At 60.4% G+C, this 15,327-nt stretch carries 16 protein-coding genes; 6 read left to right on the top strand and 10 right to left on the bottom strand.

Annotated features, from left to right (window positions below; translation table 11 throughout):
• From VFN25_RS05590 to VFN25_RS05580, 3 genes are all read left to right on the top strand, one after another.
• Window positions 1-470 (top strand): hypothetical protein (locus tag VFN25_RS05590; RefSeq protein ID WP_325139692.1); only part of this gene is annotated, 470 nt, incomplete at its 5' end.
• 26 nt (window positions 471-496) lie between these two features.
• The gene (locus VFN25_RS05585; protein WP_325139690.1) at window positions 497-853 is read left to right on the top strand and encodes a hypothetical protein; all 357 of its coding nucleotides are present in this window, start codon (window positions 497-499) and stop codon (window positions 851-853) included.
• 64 nt (window positions 854-917) lie between these two features.
• Window positions 918-1,592 (top strand): hypothetical protein, encoded by a 675-nt coding sequence (locus VFN25_RS05580; protein WP_325139688.1) that lies wholly within the window; start codon window positions 918-920, stop codon window positions 1,590-1,592.
• Window positions 1,593-2,323: 731 nt separating this feature from the next.
• Here the strand turns inward: VFN25_RS05580 and pcp are convergent.
• From pcp to VFN25_RS05530, 10 genes are all read right to left on the bottom strand, one after another.
• Window positions 2,324-2,977, bottom strand: coding sequence for a pyroglutamyl-peptidase I (gene pcp / locus VFN25_RS05575; RefSeq protein WP_325139686.1), 654 nt, complete (start codon window positions 2,975-2,977; stop codon window positions 2,324-2,326).
• On the bottom strand, window positions 2,974-3,945 hold the full coding sequence (locus VFN25_RS05570) for a DUF979 domain-containing protein (protein ID WP_325139684.1): 972 nt from the start codon (window positions 3,943-3,945) through the stop codon (window positions 2,974-2,976). Before VFN25_RS05570 ends, pcp begins: the two co-directional genes overlap by 4 nt.
• Complete coding sequence (locus VFN25_RS05565; protein ID WP_325139681.1) at window positions 3,932-4,648, bottom strand: DUF969 domain-containing protein; 717 nt, start codon at window positions 4,646-4,648, stop codon at window positions 3,932-3,934. Before VFN25_RS05565 ends, VFN25_RS05570 begins: the two co-directional genes overlap by 14 nt.
• A gap of 1 nt (window position 4,649) precedes the next feature.
• A complete protein-coding gene (locus tag VFN25_RS05560) occupies window positions 4,650-5,453 on the bottom strand; it encodes a 5-oxoprolinase subunit PxpA (RefSeq protein WP_325139679.1) in 804 nt (267 codons plus the stop codon).
• Window positions 5,453-7,228: a DUF885 domain-containing protein gene (locus VFN25_RS05555; RefSeq protein ID WP_325139677.1), complete on the bottom strand. Its 1,776-nt coding sequence runs from the start codon at window positions 7,226-7,228 to the stop codon at window positions 5,453-5,455. The genes VFN25_RS05560 and VFN25_RS05555 overlap by 1 nt, the downstream gene beginning before the upstream one ends.
• A gap of 229 nt (window positions 7,229-7,457) precedes the next feature.
• Window positions 7,458-8,411, bottom strand: coding sequence for a biotin-dependent carboxyltransferase family protein (locus VFN25_RS05550; protein WP_325139675.1), 954 nt, complete (start codon window positions 8,409-8,411; stop codon window positions 7,458-7,460).
• Window positions 8,408-9,103, bottom strand: a complete 696-nt coding sequence (gene pxpB / locus VFN25_RS05545) for a 5-oxoprolinase subunit PxpB (RefSeq protein ID WP_325139673.1) — start codon at window positions 9,101-9,103, stop codon at window positions 8,408-8,410. Before pxpB ends, VFN25_RS05550 begins: the two co-directional genes overlap by 4 nt.
• A complete protein-coding gene (locus VFN25_RS05540; protein WP_325139671.1) occupies window positions 9,100-9,516 on the bottom strand; it encodes an HIT family protein in 417 nt (138 codons plus the stop codon). The genes pxpB and VFN25_RS05540 overlap by 4 nt, the downstream gene beginning before the upstream one ends.
• A 155-nt stretch (window positions 9,517-9,671) precedes the next feature.
• Window positions 9,672-10,346 (bottom strand): dienelactone hydrolase family protein, encoded by a 675-nt coding sequence (locus VFN25_RS05535; RefSeq protein ID WP_325139669.1) that lies wholly within the window; start codon window positions 10,344-10,346, stop codon window positions 9,672-9,674.
• Window positions 10,339-12,414, bottom strand: coding sequence for a tetratricopeptide repeat-containing diguanylate cyclase (locus VFN25_RS05530; protein WP_325139667.1), 2,076 nt, complete (start codon window positions 12,412-12,414; stop codon window positions 10,339-10,341). The genes VFN25_RS05535 and VFN25_RS05530 overlap by 8 nt, the downstream gene beginning before the upstream one ends.
• A gap of 244 nt (window positions 12,415-12,658) precedes the next feature.
• Here VFN25_RS05530 and VFN25_RS05525 point away from each other — a divergent pair, with 244 nt between their 5' ends.
• The 3 genes from VFN25_RS05525 to VFN25_RS05515 all read left to right on the top strand — a co-directional run.
• Window positions 12,659-13,513 (top strand): DUF3025 domain-containing protein, encoded by an 855-nt coding sequence (locus tag VFN25_RS05525; protein WP_325139665.1) that lies wholly within the window; start codon window positions 12,659-12,661, stop codon window positions 13,511-13,513.
• Between the two features lie 221 nt (window positions 13,514-13,734).
• Window positions 13,735-14,673, top strand: a complete 939-nt coding sequence (locus tag VFN25_RS05520; protein WP_325139694.1) for an ABC transporter ATP-binding protein — start codon at window positions 13,735-13,737, stop codon at window positions 14,671-14,673.
• Window positions 14,670-15,327, top strand: a 658-nt coding sequence (locus VFN25_RS05515) for an ABC transporter permease subunit (protein ID WP_325139663.1), incomplete at its 3' end; no start/stop codon positions are given. The genes VFN25_RS05520 and VFN25_RS05515, both read left to right, overlap by 4 nt.

The following is a 15,327-nucleotide window of genomic DNA, read 5'->3' as shown; positions in this document are numbered from 1 at the left end:
TGGCGTCTATTTCTGATCTGGAGAGTCCGTTTATGTCGCAGGCTGCTTTCAATCGTTCACTGCGTCTGCTGGCGATGGTCTTCCTTGCCGTGATCCTCTCTGCCTGCGCCAAGGGCACTCGCACCGATGCGGCAAGAGCGCCGGTCAATCTGCCGAGCAGTTTTGACGTGACCCTGACTGCAGAAAAGGAAGGCCAGTTCGATTTTCAGGACGTGCCATTGACGCCAAACGACTTGCGCGCCGCACTGAACTACCGCAAGGAACAGAATCTGCCGATGAGTACGGTTCTGCTCAAGCGCGGTGAAAAGAATCGGATCAAGGATACGCATATCGTTTCGCTCGCGCAGATCGCGGTCGCCCTCGGATTTACCGCGTATATCGAGGAAAAGGGCGAGATCAACGAGATTCGCACGACCACTACTCCCGTGACTGGCACCACCCGAGCTGACCAGGCTTCAGACGTTGAGTGAACCGGTTCGACCAACAAGGAAATTCGATGAATAATCTGTTCGGCAAGATGCAAACACTGCTGTTGATGCTCGTGATGAGCTTGTTTCTCGCTACCGCCGCCCAGGCAGGCAGCATCGAGGATGGTCGCGTCGTGGTGAAGCCGGTCAAGGAGAATCGCTACCAGGTTGACGGTTACACCTTCGGCAAGGCTGAACTTTTCGGCTATGTCAGTGACCTTAAAGAGACCAAGAAAATTACCGGAATTGTTCTCAAGAATGGTCGTAGCAAGAGTAGCAAGGCGACAGATGAACAGCGAGATTCGGTTGCCAGCATCGGCAGTACCCTGCAACTGGAAACCTTCACCGACGATGGCGGCGATCTCGAGCCGCTGGCGAAGGAGTAGCGTCGCTCGCCCGATTGATTCGGGCGCGATCAACCCGAGTGCTGTAAAAGCGAGCTTGCGTCCGATGCGCGAGCGCAGCATCGTTTTCGCCATCGGACTGGCCCTGGTTTGCATGATCGCAATGCCTGGGTCAGCACAGGCGGTGAATCCGTTCACAGCGTGGAAGGATCGCCTTTTCGGCGAACAGCCAAGCAAGCCGCGCCCGAAGAAGGCTCCGGAGCATGGCGTTGTTCTGCTCGGCCTCGATCGAGCCGAGCGTGTCGTGATCGTTCCCGATTCCGAGCAGAGAAAATTTCCGAAAGGGAAAAGCCGCTATCGGGAGATCGAGCTGCAGCGCGAGTTCAAGCATGTCGCTGTACGCATTCAGGTTATTGCCGACAGCAATCCGAATGGTCGCGGCAACGCGGTGTTCAAGCCGGTACTTTACGTGCTTGACGACAACGGGAAAGTCACCGACAGCACGATCGTCGAGCCGCTCGAAATTGACATCAGACCGTTCAAGCCGACTCGACTGCTGGCTTGTGTCAACCTCGAAAATGTCCGACGTTTCGCGGTCGCGACGCCATCGTCGGCCCCTGGAAAATTCTACGAATCGCGTTCGCGCGACAAGCTCAAGGCGTCGAGCAAGGGTGGCTATTACTATTCGACCGATGCGGTCAAAGTCCGCTTGCCCTACCTTGAAACCGGTGAGTTTGTCATTGAAGTCAGCCGGGTGAACAAGAAGGGTGAGGGTTGCTGATCGGACTATTGGTTTGCCTGGTTTGCGTCAGGTTAGTGACAGTTTTGCCTGCGCTGAGGCGAGGCCCCAACTTTTTGATTCATGTTGGTTTTTACGCCGCTTCGCGGCGCGGCATCCCTGCCGAGTTTTCACTCGCCTCCCGGCGAGCGAGTGCCTTCTCTTTGCGTGGCCACTGCGCCGCAGGAGCGGCGCGAACGGCGAAGCCGGCCCGCAGGGCGGAGGGCAGGAGCCCGACGTAAAGAGAAGGCACCAAGAGAAAGGCCACCCCGCGATCGCGCCCTACGCACAGTCCCTGTGCTCCAGGTGCGCGAGGCCGCTGCGGGGTTCGCCGACAGTCCATCCCTGGACTGGCGTCGAACTCGCCCACATCGTGTGGGCGACCCTTCGGGCTGGTCCTCCGCAACCTCGCCGCGGTCGAGGGGACCCCGTTGAGCGCGCATCGTGCGCGCCAAAGCGAAGAGCAAAGCCAAAGCCAAAAGCGCGAGCCTGGCAGAATTCGCTTTGTCATGGCTGCGCAGGCGACTGCATGGATGCAGGAGGTAAGCCTCCAAGGATGGAGGCGGTAGAACGGCGTCTGGAACAAGCGGTCGAGAGGTCGCTCCAGCGCATCCTGCGCCCGCGACATTCGCACATCCATGTGCAGCACAACGCAGGAGCAGTTGCCGAGCAGTTGCCGAGCGCGTTTTGGATCGGTCAAGGTTCAGGCCAACCTCGTACATCAAAAGTCCCGGCTAGTGCGTGGTTCCACCGCTGACATGAAGATCCGTGGTCGTGCGCAGGCTGCATTCGATGGCCGCACGAATCCCGCTGATCATCACCTCGAGTGGCATGCTCGGTTCACCGGGGTGGCGTGATGCCTGCTCGGGTAGCCACGGCACATGGATGAATCCACCGCGTGTCGGCGCATGCTCGGTAGCGAGCAGATGACCAAGCCAGTAGGCGACCTGGTTGCAGACATAGGTTCCGGCACTCAGGGAGAGCGCCGATGGCACATTCAGCGCCTCCAATTCTTCGCGGATGGCCTTGATTGGAAGTGTCGAAAAGTACGCGCCCGGCCCTGCGTGCAACACTTCGGCATCGATCGGTTGCAGTCCGGCATTGTCGGCGATGCGCGCATCGATCAGATTGATGGCCACGCGCTCCAGCGAGATTTCGCCGCGGCCTCCCGCTTGTCCGAGGGCAATGACAAGTTGCGGGCGATGTTGATCGAGCAGTTCGGCAAGACGGGTAGGTGCGTCAGTGAACGTGACCGGCAGGATTCCCGAGACAACGTGGTGTTGCGCAATCAGCTCACCATCAAGTCGTCGTGCAATTTCCGCGGACGGATTGATTGCCTCGTCGGCAAACGGCTCGAAGCCGAGCACCAGTACGACGGGCGTTCTCACCGGAACACCAGCACGGCCATGAGCAGGATATTGACTGCCATCAGGGTCAGCGCGGTCGGAATCTGCGAGCGGATCACGCCGTACTGGTCAGGCAGTTCCAGAAGCACGGCCGGGACGATATTGAAGTTGGCGGCCATCGGCGTCAGCAGGGTTCCGCAATAGCCGGTCAACATGCCGATCGCGCCGAGCGTGGCCGGATCGGCGTCATGCTTGAGAATGAGCAGGGGCAGGCCGATGCCCGCCATCATCACTGGAAACGCGGCAAACGCATTGCCCATGATGATGGTGAAGAAGACCATGCCGAAGGCAAATGCGAGCAAGCAGGCCATGCGGCTGTCGATCGGAATCACTGCGCTGGTCAGGGCGGCTATCGTGTCGCCGACACCGGTTGCGGCAAACACGCCGCCGAGCGTGGCCAGGATCATCGGCAGCAGGACCGCCCAACCCAGCGAGTCGAGCAGGCGGCGGCCTTCATGGATGGACTGGATGGGCTTTGCATGAGTTACCCGAAACGCGGCAGCAAGGGCCAGAACACTGGCCAGGCCGAGAGCAGTCAAAGTCAGGTTCTTTGGATCGAGCAGATCGATGTCACGTGATGCCATGAACTTGCCGGCAAGGAATAGGGCCACAGTCAACGCCGGGATCGCCAGCGCCGGGCCGAACAGACGATTGCCGAGACGCGCCGCCGACTCGTTGCGCAACTCCTGCTCGCCCGGTCCGTCGGCCTTGATGCGCAGATGGCCACGGGCAGCCAGCAGGCCTAGCGCGATGACGCCGATGCCCATGGCCTGGGCCGGCCACGACTGACCTTGTTTTGTTGCGGCAAGAATGGCATCACCAAACACGAATGGACCGGACAGGATCAACCAGAATGCGGCAATCGAGAAGTTGCGCTCGCGCAGGTTGAGCAAGGCGGTGGCGATCAGGAACGCGCCGACCAGCCAGTACAGATACTCAAGACGCAGCATTGTTCGTTCCCTCGGCCTTGGCCCGCTCGCGTTCGAGTCGTCGCTGCAGCAAGCGGATGCGAATGCTGTGGATGATGAACGCCGCTATGGCGGTCGGCAGCGCCCACAGCGAGATCGCCAGTGGTTCGAGAAAAATGCCGTTGCGCGCGTAGAAGCCCTGGATCAGCAGCACCGCGCCGAAGGCCATGAAAACGTCCTCACCAAAGAACAAGCCGACATTGTCGGTGGCCGCTGCGCTTGCGCGCACGGTGGCGCGTTCGGTGTCGGTCAGTTCACTACCGAGGGTGCGTTCGGCGGCCGCTTCGCTCATCGGCGCAACCAGCGGGCGCACGGTTTGTGGATGGCCGGCGACGTGGTTGAGCCCGACCATGCTGAGCAACTGGCGCAAGCCGAGATAGGTAACCTGAAAGCGGGTCAGGTTGAGACCGCGAAAGCCGACGATCCAGGTCCGGGCGCGCTCACGCAGGCCGTAGTGTTCAAGCAGGCCGATTACCGGCAAGGTCAACAGGAACAACATCAGCACGCGGTTCTCGACGAAGGTCTGGCCGAGCAGGGTAAGCAGATCCGGAATGCTGATCCCGGCGCCAAGCGCGCTGGCGATACCGGCGGCCACGACGACCAGAACCGGATTGCGCCGCAGCGCGAATCCCACGACGACAACGGCGACGCCAAGCAACGGCCAGAAATTGATCGCATCAGGCATTTCAGGTTCCGATTATTGAGGAGGAGGTCAAACCGGAGGAGCGCTGGTCGAGTGGATCGATATGGACGCCAGCGGCAGCGAACGCGCTGCGCAATCGTCTGGCAAAGTCGACCGCATCGTGACGATCGCCATGCAGGCAGAGCGTGTCGCAGCGTATGCGGATTCTTTCGCCATCAAGCGTATCGACGTGCCCCGCGTTGACGATCGAAAGCGCTTGAGCGACGGCGACATCGACATCTTCGATCACCGCGCCGGGCGTGCCGCGAGGAGCGAGACTGGCGTCGGCCAGATAGCGACGATCGGCAAACGCCTCATGTGCAACTTGTAGCCCGGCACGGACGCCGGCACGCGGCAGCTCGCTGTCGGCCAGGCCGACGAGAATCAATTGATCATCGAAATCGCGTACGACGGTGGCGATCGTGTCGGCGAGTTGCCCATCGTTTGCGGCCTGGTTGTACAGGGCGCCATGCGGTTTGACGTGGACCAGTCCAACGCCCTCGGCTTCGGCCAGGGCACTGAGACGTTGCAGTTGCTGGCGAATCTGTTCGGCAACTTCGGCTGGCTCCAGTTGCAGAACACGCCGGCCAAAATGCTCGCGATCGGCATAGCCCGGATGGGCGCCGGCCGCGACACCGGATTCGCGGCACAGGCGAAGGGTCTCGCGCATGCTGGTTTCATCGCCGGCATGCGCGCCACAGGCGATATTGGCCGAGCTGATCCACGGCATGATCGCCGCATCGTTGCCGCAACCCTCGCCGAGGTCGCAGTTGAAATCGATGCGGCGTGGCCGGTCGATTGCTGCCATCAGGGTTTCGGCGCCTGCCAGAGCACGGCCTCGGGCTTGCCACCGAACATCTGCGCGCGAACCAGCGGTATCGGTGGTCCGCCATAGCTCAGGAACTCGTCATGAAAAGCCTTCAGGCTGGAAGCACCGTCGTGCCTGGCCATCCAGTCATCGCGCAACTGCATGATCATGAGTTTGCCCAGGGTGTAGTTGAGGAAGCCCGGATCATAGGTGCCGCGTGCCGCCTGCTGGCGTGCGTTGCCGGGGTCCTGGAAGCCCTTGTCGCGAAACATCTGCTCGGACTCGGCCATGGTCATCGTGCCGGTGTGCATGCCAATCGCGGAAATGAAACGCACGTTGCGCAGCAAGGCTTCGCTGAGCTGGCCGATATGCGCTTCGGGCGATCCGCCTTCGAGACCGGCGTCAAACATCATTTCCTCGGTGTAGTGAGCCCAGCCCTCGGCGAAAGCGTAGCCGACGAAAAGACGTCCAAACGTCCATTTGGCGCGGTTGGCGTGGAGGAATTGCAGAAAATGGCCAGGCCAGACTTCATGCGCTGAAGTGAATAGCAGGACGTCGCGACCCGGAATATAGGCCTCCTGCTCGGCCTTCGGCCAGCTCGGATCGGGCGGTGCGATGTAGTAGACCGAGGGCAGGTTGGTTTCGTACGGACCAGGAATCTCGATATAAGCGATATTCCAGCGATTGAACGGCGGTGCTTCCTCGACCCTGGCTTCTTCGGTTCCCGGAATCGTGACCAGATCCTTGTCGATGATGAACTGGCGCAGTTCGGTCAACTGCCGGCGCGCGCCCTCGACTGCACCGCCTTCGGGTTTGTCATTGATGACCTTGTTCATGCATTCATGCAGCGACTTGCCGGGTGCGAATTCATCGCAAGCGGATTTCAGCGAGGCGAGGTTGCGCGCGAGATCGGCTTCGCCGGCGGCCTTGAGCTGATCAAGTGGAATGTCGACCCGTTCGCTGGCATGCAGCATCTTGCTGAACTTCTCCGCGCCGAGAGCGAAGTCCTCGGTCGCGGTCGGCTTCTGCGCCGTGTACCAGTCGGCCATGTCGCGGGTCGCCTTGATCGCGGCCGCATTCGATGCCTTGAAGCGTGCTTGCAGATCTTCATTGGCAATATCGGCAAAGATTGCCGGTACGTCATCGGCGAAGAAGGTCGAATAGCCGCCGAAGGTGCTGATGCCAAGGTCGACATAGGATTCCGGCAGCGGCGGCTTCATGTTGGCGCGGATCTGCTCAATCGCCTTGGGCAGTGCTTCCTGGTAGCTGACGAAGGCCGCCATGCGTTGTTCCAGCGGCGCGTAGGGGCGGGTCAGGTACATGCTCGGCGACAGGGTTTCAGTGTAGAAGGCCGGGTTGTTGTAGGGGAATCCGGAGTCTTCAAGGGTGAACAACTGACCATCGATGACGGCCAGTGCGTACTCGCGCTGAAAGCGCTGTTGCGCATCGAGCTTGTCATCGGTGAAGGATGCGATTTCGTCACGCTGGGCGTGCAGCCAGCGAGAATTCCCGGTCAGGCCCGCACTGCTGAAATCAGGCAGCTTGCCGTCGAATTCATGCTTGCCGGCGTTGGCAGCGAAAGTCGGGTTGTGCTCGAAATAGCCATTGATGAAGCCATTGACAGCCGCTTGCCAGATGACGCCTTCATCGGCTGCCGGAGCGGTGGATTGTGCTGCCGGTTGTGCGGTCGGCGCAGGTTCCGGGGCTTGCTGACAACCGACCAGCAGGAATACGGCAAGCAGCGCGGCAAGGGGCAGGGTGCGGATCTTCGACATGGTGCGACTCCGGCGGGAAAGTCTTCGAGACTAGCTCGAATTATTCATGAATGACACACGTCCTCGCTTGTCTCTTGAGCCCACATGATTTTTCGCTCAATCGATAATGGTGCGTGCTATCGACGCAATCACGAAAAGCCGTGTGAATCCAAGATCCTGTGTGATCTTCGCCTGCAGTCATGAATGGTTAGCGTCAGGCATTCGCCCGCGCCAGCGCAATCGGCAAAGGTCATGCGTCGGCGGCAATGGCGATTGCCATGCGTGCGAGGCGCTGGCGTTGTTCGTTCAGTAATTGCTGGGCCTGGCGCGCACCGCAGCGGACAAAGCGCAATGCATCGCCGGGTCGCAGTTGGGCCAGGCGTGGCCAGTCGGCGCGGATGACATGACCGATGCGCGGATAGCCGCCGTGGGTCTGCGCATCGGCGAGCAACAGGATTGGTTGACCATCCGAGGGCAACTGCAAGGTGCCGGGCAGGACCGGCTCGGAAATTCGTTCGCGCGGATCGGCGATTCGCAGTGGCGTGCCCTGCAGGCGCAGCCCTTGGCGATTGCTCGCGTTGCCGACCGTCCACTTGTCAGCAAACAGTGCATCGTCGTCGTCGAGAGCATCGCTGCCGGGTAATACACGGATGATCGACGGGTTGGAGAAATCGAGATCCGGCGCAGGATCAATCCAGCGCGTATCGATGTTGACCTGGTCGCATTGCGGGCGAAATCCGTCGCCAATGATCAACTGATCGTCTGCTTTCAGTGCACGTCCTTCGATTCCGCCGAAACCCGCGCGCAAATCGGTGCTCTGACTGTCTAGCACGGAGTTGACCAGGAATCCGCCGGCGACCGCGAGATAGGCGCGCACGCCCGAGCGACACGCGCCGAAGTGCAGTTCACTGGCGGCCGGGATATCGATGCGCCGCCAACCGGGTAACGACTGACCATCAAGACTGGCATCAATTCGCGCGCCACAAATTGCGATTCGTGCCGACTCGGCAAAGCGCAACCGTGGGCCGGTCAGGGTGATCTCGATGACAGCCATATCGGTTGCATTGCCGACCAGCCGATTGGCGATCGAAAAAGACAGCGAATCGAGCGCACCTGAGCGACCGACGCCGAGGTGGCGCCAGCCACAGCGTCCGTGATCCTGCACGCTGCTGAGCATTCCTGGTGCGAGAACGACAATGCTCACGACGCGGTTCCGCCAACTTTGGCTGCATCGACAAAGCGCACGATATCGCCGGGTTGCAGCAGCGCAGGGCTCTCACGTCCCGCATCGAACAAGGCTTCCTCGGTGCCGCCGATGATCTGCCAGCCACCGGGACCACTGCGCGGATAGATGCCAGTCTGAGCCCCGGCAATACCGACGCTGCCCGCGCTGACATTCGTACGCGGGGTCGCGTGACGCGGCATCGACAAGCTGGCATGCATGCCGATCAGGTAGGGAAAGCCCGGTGCGAAGCCGAGCATGCCGACACGGTACTCGGCAGCGCTGTGGCGATGGATCACTTCTTCTGCACTCAACCCGGCATGTGCAGCGACCGCCTCAAGATCAGGTCCGAATTCGCCACCATAACGAACACGGATTGAATGACTGCGGGTGCCTTCTGCACGTTCATCTTCAATCTTGTCGAAGCGTTGCGAGGCGAGCCATCGGCGCAATTCAGCAAGCGGTTCGGCTGCGTCCGTGAATGCATCGAGATCGATGCACAAAGCCAGCGTGGCGAAGGCTGGAACGATATCGATCAACCAGGCCGGGCGATTGCCTTCAAGAACTGCCACACAGGCATGAACGCGCTGATTGATCGCGCCATCGACGGCATCGCCAAAGCGCAACAACAGCGCGTCTTCGCCCAAGGTCTCGACTGCGAACACCTCGCTCACGCGCGCAGCAATGCCTGCAGCCGGTCGATACGCTCGACCAGAGCCTCGGGCGAGTAGGGCGTCGCTTCGACGCGTCCCCAGACCGGTGCAGGCCAGGCCGGATCATCTTCGAATCGGGCGATGACATGCACATGCAATTGCGCAACGACATTGCCGAGCGCGGCGACATTGAGTTTTTGCGGGTGGAATGCTTCGCGTAGCAAATGCGCGGCTCGATCAGTCTCGTCAGTCAACTGATGGCGCTGTTCGGCATCCAGATCGATCAATTCACGCGCAGCGATCAGGCGCGGGACCAGAATCAGCCAGGGGTAGTTGGCGTCATCCATCAGACGCAGATCACACAACTCGAATCGATGCAGCGGATGGCTGTCACCGGCAAGTCGCGTATCGAGTTCAAAATGATCAGGCTTCATAGGATAGGCCTCGCAGTCTGTCGGGCTTTGCCGGTTGAGGCGAGAATTTGGCTGGGCGAGGGCAGATTTTCGCCGGTTTGCAGGCTCATAGTGGCTTTTGGGTCAAAAATCGGTGGAAACATGTACCGCTCAAACGGATTTGCAGACCCGCCGAGTCAAGTCCGACAGGCTGCCAGGTTCTGCTCGAAGAACGCCAGTGTACGCTCGCGCGCAAGCGCCGCGCTTTGCGGAGCGAAGTCCTTGCGCAAATCGCAATTGAAGCCGTGCCCGGCCGGATACAGGTAAATCTCGGCATCCGGCAGGCATTGGCGATGACGTTCGATGGCCTCCGGCGGAATCGACCGATCCTTTTCGCCGAAATGAAACTGCAACGGGGCGGTGAATGTTTCATGCAGCCAGGCGACATTGCGTGCGCCGTAATAACTCACCGCAGGAAGTCCAAGTCGGCTGGCCGACAACATGGCGATCGTGCCGCCCCAGCAATAGCCGACCACGCCGATCCTTCCCGCTGATTGAATCGAATCGGCGGCGCTACCGACAGCGGCCATGACCTGATCGATATCGAGTTCGGCAACCAGCGAACGACCGCGAGCAATCCCGGCCGCGTCATAGTCGAGCTCGACATCATTTTCGACATGGTCAAAGAACGCCGGTGCGATGGCTGCATAGCCAGCCTCGGCGAAGCCATCGACCACGGCACGGATATGCGCGTTGACGCCAAAGATTTCCTGGATGACGACGATGCCGCCAATCGGCTGACCTTCGGGATCGGCCCGATACGCACCGACGCATTGCATGCCGCTGCTATTCAACCTCAAAGTTTCACCCATGGTTCGAGTCTTCCTGATTGACGAACATGACGACCTGATCGCGGCCTGCGTCCTTGGCCCGATACATGGCCCGATCACCGGCATTGAGCAAGGTATCGACGTTGGCGCTGGCCGGGTCCAGATCGGACAGAAATGCGATACCAATGCTGACCGTGACCTTGATGCCATTGGTGTCCAGCGCGGCGATTGCGCGTTGCACCTGCTTGCGCAGCGCTTCAGCGATTTCGCCTGCGTCTTGCGCCCTGGATCCTTCCAGTACAACGACGAATTCCTCGCCACCGAAGCGACCCAGGATGTCGGTTTCGTTGAGAACTTCACGCATGCCGGCGACGCCGGCGAGCAGGACGCGGTCGCCAAACAGGTGCCCGAGTCGATCATTGATCTGCTTGAATCGATCGAAGTCGATCAGCAATACGGCAAGGGCGACGCTGTTGCTGCGGCAATACTCGATCCGGCTCGCGATCCTTTCACGCAAGTGTGAACGATTGTCGACGCCGGTCAGTGGATCGCTGATTGCGGCCGTGTAGAGCTCCCTGGCACGTTGTTCCAGACGCAGGTTGGCTTGTGCCAGCGCCTTGCTTTGCATATCGATTTTCGTATTTTTCGCATACAGGGCCAGATTCAATTTTCGTACGCCAAAGAATCGCCAAGTGATCAGGAGCAAGCCAATGCCGAGGCTGATCATGACCAGGATACTGAACTGGCGATCAATCTCCTGCTTGTCGAGCCGGGCCATCTGCAGTTCATTGTCTTTTTGCAGCAGGGCGAGATCCTTGTCGGCCTCGGCGCGAGCGTGGCGCGCCTGCAAATCACTGAGCTGACGACTGGCGCGCGTACCAAGCAACAGTTCTCGTTGTTCGGAATAGCGGCGCAGATAACGCAGTGCGCCTTCCGGATCATGTTCGGCAAGAGCGATTTTTTCGCGGATCGCGTAGGCCTGCACGAGTTGCGGACGCAGCAAGGCCGATTCGAGCCCGGCGATGGCTTCGTCGATCATGCCGCGCGCGCGCAGCGAGTTGTGCAGGGTCTGGTTGATTTCTGCCAGGCTGAGCAGGGCGCGGGCGACGATCTCATGCTGACCGAGACTGCGCCCGATGGCGAGCGCGGACTCGAGTTGATGCAAGGCTTCCTCGGAACGACCGAGCCCCTGCAGCGCACGGCCCGCTTCGAGCTGTTCGAGCCCCTGATTGGAGCGGTTGCCGAGGTTGGTATCAATGACCAGCGCTTCGCTGGCCGCCTTCAGCGCGTCGGCATGGTCGCCGACATCGTTGAGCAGGCTTGCATAGCTGCCGAGAATCGGCGCATAGCGTTCGGGGCTGGCATGTTGATCCACGGCATCGAGCGCACGCTCAAAGTAGCGCCGCGCAGATTCTTCGTCTTCGATCTCGCGGTAGAGCAGGGCGATATTGCGCAGGCTGGTTTCGGTGTAGTCGCCGATGCGCTCACGGATCGCCAGTGCCTGCAGTTGCAATTCGAGTGAGCGGGCAAAGTTTCCGCGGTCACGAAGCACCGTGCCCAGATTGCCAAGCATCAGGGCGAGACGATACTCGTCGCCGCTTTCACGCAGCATGTGAATGGAAGCCGTGTAATTTTCGAGGGCGGCATCAAGATCACCACGGCGCCGGGCAATGACACCGTGGTAGCCAAGTGCCGACGCTTCGTAGACTCGAGAGTGACTGCGCCTGGACAAGGACAGGAGCGCGTCAGCGAGTTTGCTCGCCTCGTCGTAGTTGCTGAGCAGCAACGTCATTTCGGCTTGTTGCTCGATGGCCCGCATTTCCGTTTGCGCATCGCCGACCTCACGGGCCAGACGCGAGACATCCCGCCAGGCCTCGCGTGCGGGTTCGACGGCGTGCAGAGCTTGCATCAGGTGGGCTTCGGACCTGGCCAGCAACAACTCTGCACGGTTGCCGGCGAGGCTGAGGATCACGTGATGAGGCATGTCCAGCGAATGTCGGGCCAGCAAGGCGAGTTCGACCGAAGCGGTCGTCGATCCCGATACGCCGATCGGATCGGTTGCCGGAAGCTCGGCGTGTGCGACCGAGCCGGCAAGCATCAATGCAAGCACGCCCGGCCATCGAGTGACCCATCCCCCAAGCATCAGCGTCAATCTCCGTTGCGCACGACAGTGCGAATGCTATCGCGTTTGCGCCGCGGGCGGATCATCGAGTCCGGGCAACGCATGGCTTCGGCAAGTCTTTCGAGGGCTTGAGAGTTGGAGATCGGGCTTCCGCTATCATTGGCAGCTCAGCCGGGTCGAGCCCGACAGGCTGATTCAATGTCGCCTTGAACCTCACTCATCGGTAAAAGATTTGCGTCTCGTCGTCGCTGCCATCGACAGGGTTGATCGCTCACTGTTCGGAAAGCCGCCGCTGCATGACTGGTTCGAGCAGTTCGAGCTGCCGGGTCGATGCGGGCGTTGGCCGACGATTGAAGAGCTCGATGACTTGCGCCTCAAAATGATCCAGGCCGATGGCATTGAAAGGCCGCGATTCGTGGTGCAATCGGTGGAGCTGCTCAACGATGGTCTGCACTATGAGGAACGAATTCTGCGCGGCCAACTGGCGACGCGCGAGAACAACTGGCATGACTTGCTGAATGCCCTGGTCTGGCTGCGTTATCCGCGCATCAAGCATGCGCTCAACCTCGCCCAGTGCAAGGGCATCGCTCGCATCGGACGCCGTGAGCGTAGTCGCGCACAATACGCAATGACTCATTTCGACGAAGCGGGGGCGGTTGTCCTGAGCGCTGATCCGAACCTGATCGCCCTGTGGGATCGGCATGACTGGCCGGCTTTGTTTCGCGACCAGCGCTCGGCCTGGGGCTCGCGAATCGCGGTGCAGGTTTTCGGTCACGCGATTCTTGAGCTGGCCCTGCAGCCGCAGCGCCTGCTGGTGGCCAAGTGCGTTGTGCTGATGACCGACCAGGCAACGATCGAACGCTTGTCGACGGATGTCGCATCGGTCCGGCGCGACATCGATTCGCGCATGGCTGAAAGGATTGCGGCGGGTTCCGAGTTGACCGACCCTCAAGATCAGCGGCCTTTGCCGCTATCGGGGATTCCCGGCTGGCATGCCGATACGGACGATGAGCGGTTCTATATTGACGCGCCATGCTTCCGCCCGCTGCGACCGGGGCGCCGTTATCCATCACCTGATTGGCTCTGATTCTTGTCGCGGAGACGGGTGTTCGCACGATTTTCCCATCGTCGGGAACTTTTTGCCTTCCCGTGGGGTACATTGCGGGTCGCTCGCAATCCCTGAACGTTGATCCATCCGGCTCCTTGCCCCGGTGAAAAACGATGGGTGGGGATTTTCCGCGATGAATGACCGCTCCGCCGCAATTCGGCGGAGTCCGCATGACTTTGGAATATCAGGGTGATTCGAACATGATAGAAACCCAAGCTCTGGGAAAACGTTACGGCGATCTGGTCGCCGTCGATGGCATCACTTTCAAGGTGGAGCCCGGTCAGGTACTCGGTTTCCTCGGCCCCAACGGGGCCGGCAAGTCGACCACGATGAAGATGATTGCAGGCTTTCTTGCGCCGACGTCAGGCAGCGCGAAAGTCTGCGGATTCGATGTCGAGACGCAGCCGATCGAGGCCAAGCGCGTGGTCGGCTATCTACCCGAAGGCGCACCCAGCTACGGCGAAATGAGCGTGCGCCAATTCCTCAGCTTCATCAGCGATGTGCGAAGCATTCCAGGCAATTTGCGCAGCAAGCGCTTCGACGATGCGGTCGGTCGCTTGAATCTTGAAGGCGTGCTCGAACAGCCGATTGAGACCTTGTCGAAAGGCTTCAAGCGCCGCGTCGGTCTGGCCCAGGCAATCCTGCATGATCCGAAAGTGCTGATTCTCGACGAGCCCACGGATGGCCTTGATCCGAATCAGAAGCACGAGGTACGCACGCTGATCAATGCGATGGCGCGGGACAAGACCATTATCGTTTCGACGCATGTGCTCGAAGAAGTTCACGCCGTATGCAGTCGCGCGATCATCATCGCCAAGGGACGCGTCCTCGCCGATGCGTCACCGGCCGAGCTTGAAGCTCGATCGCGCTACCACCAGGCCGTTTCCCTGACCGCTGCCGACACCCGGGCGGCCAAGGAAGCCTTGTCGCGAGTCGCTGATGTCGCCGCGATCGAGGTCGATGCACAGGATGGCCGCATCACGGCGTTCCCGAAGCCCGGCAAACAGATTTTCGTCGCCGTCAATCAGGCATTGCAGGACAACCATATCGTCGTCCGCGAGCTTGCGCTCGAGGGCGGACGACTCGATGAGGTGTTTCGCACGATCACCCAGGGCAAGCCCCAGGAGGCGCAGGCATGAGCGCTATCACTACGGTCTGCAAGCGCGAGCTGAGCAGCTATTTTGCAACCCCGGTCGCCTATGTGTTCATCGTGATCTTTCTCGTCCTGTCGAGTGCTTTCACGTTTTACCTCGGCAATTTCTACGAGCGCGGCCAGGCCGACCTGTTGCCGTTCTTCAGTTTTTTGCCGTGGCTGTATCTGTTTCTCGTACCGGCCGTGTCGATGCGGTTGTGGTCGGAGGAGCGCAAGAGCGGAACCATCGAACTGCTGCTGACCCTGCCGATCACGATGTGGCAGGCAGTCATGGGCAAGTTCCTCGCCGCCTGGGCTTTCATTGGCATCGCTCTGGCGCTGACGTTTCCGTTGTGGCTGACGGTCAACTATCTCGGTGATCCGGACAACGGCGTGATCTTCGCCAGCTACCTCGGCGCGTGGCTGATGGCCGGCGCGTTTCTCGCCATCGGTTCGTGCATCTCGGCGGCGACACGCAATCAGGTAGTCGCCTTCATCCTCACTGTGGTGGTTTGTTTCCTGCTGGTCATGGCAGGTTTCCCGCTGGTCCTTGATGGGTTCCGCTCATGGGCTCCGCAGGTGCTCGTCGATGCAATCGCCAGTTTGAGTTTTCTGACCCATTTCGCCTCGATCAGCAAAGGCGTGATCGATCTGCGAGATC

This window comes from Dokdonella sp., assembly GCF_035703485.1.
Taxonomy (GTDB): Bacteria; Pseudomonadota; Gammaproteobacteria; order Xanthomonadales; family Rhodanobacteraceae; genus Dokdonella.
This window is presented reverse-complemented; position numbering and strand designations above follow the sequence as displayed.